This is a genomic window from Massilia sp. CCM 8734, from assembly GCF_011682155.1.
Classification (GTDB): Bacteria; Pseudomonadota; Gammaproteobacteria; order Burkholderiales; family Burkholderiaceae_D; genus Telluria_A; species Telluria_A rubra.
In genome coordinates this window covers 1-537 of the sequence record NZ_WHJI01000189.1, presented here as the reverse complement: position 1 = coordinate 537, position 537 = coordinate 1, and the positions used below count along the sequence as shown (strand labels likewise).

The window sequence follows — 537 nt, the reverse complement described above, 5'->3', positions numbered from 1 at the left end:
CCATCAGCGACGCCGTGCCGCGCGCCTTGATGTCGAAGTCGCCCTTGCAGCTGTTGTCCGGATTGAACTGCATGTTCCACTTGTACAGGTCGCTAATAAACGGCCTGGTCACGCCCTCGTCGTAGTTGGTGATCAGGTCCTTCATCACGATGGAGGCATTCGCCATCAGCATGGACATGCCCGATGCGGTACCGGCGGCGCCTTGAGTGGCATTCTCCCCCTGCATGTAGCGCGGGATGGCGGTGACGTCATCGGCATTCTTTTTGAACATTTCGACAATGGGCAGCAGTTCTTCCAGCCCGTTCGGCACGTTCAATACCCGGATGGCCGGTTGGCTGGCGTCCTGCCCCGCGCGCTTCCAGATCTTGAACGGGTACATGTCGTCCGCGTCCTCGGCCGGCGACAGCAGGTTCATGTTCACCTCGATCTGTGGCCCGGCCGACAGCGCCGCGTTGTCGAGTACCATGCGCGTGGCCGCGTTCACGGTGGTCTGGTCGTCGCGCATGATCGAGGCGAAGCCGTCGCCGAAGATGCTCG

At 61.6% G+C, this 537-nt stretch carries 1 pseudogene; it reads right to left on the bottom strand.

The features are described 5' to 3' along the window. Positions 1-537 (bottom strand): annotated as a pseudogene (locus F2P46_RS36190) (hypothetical protein); the annotation flags it as partial.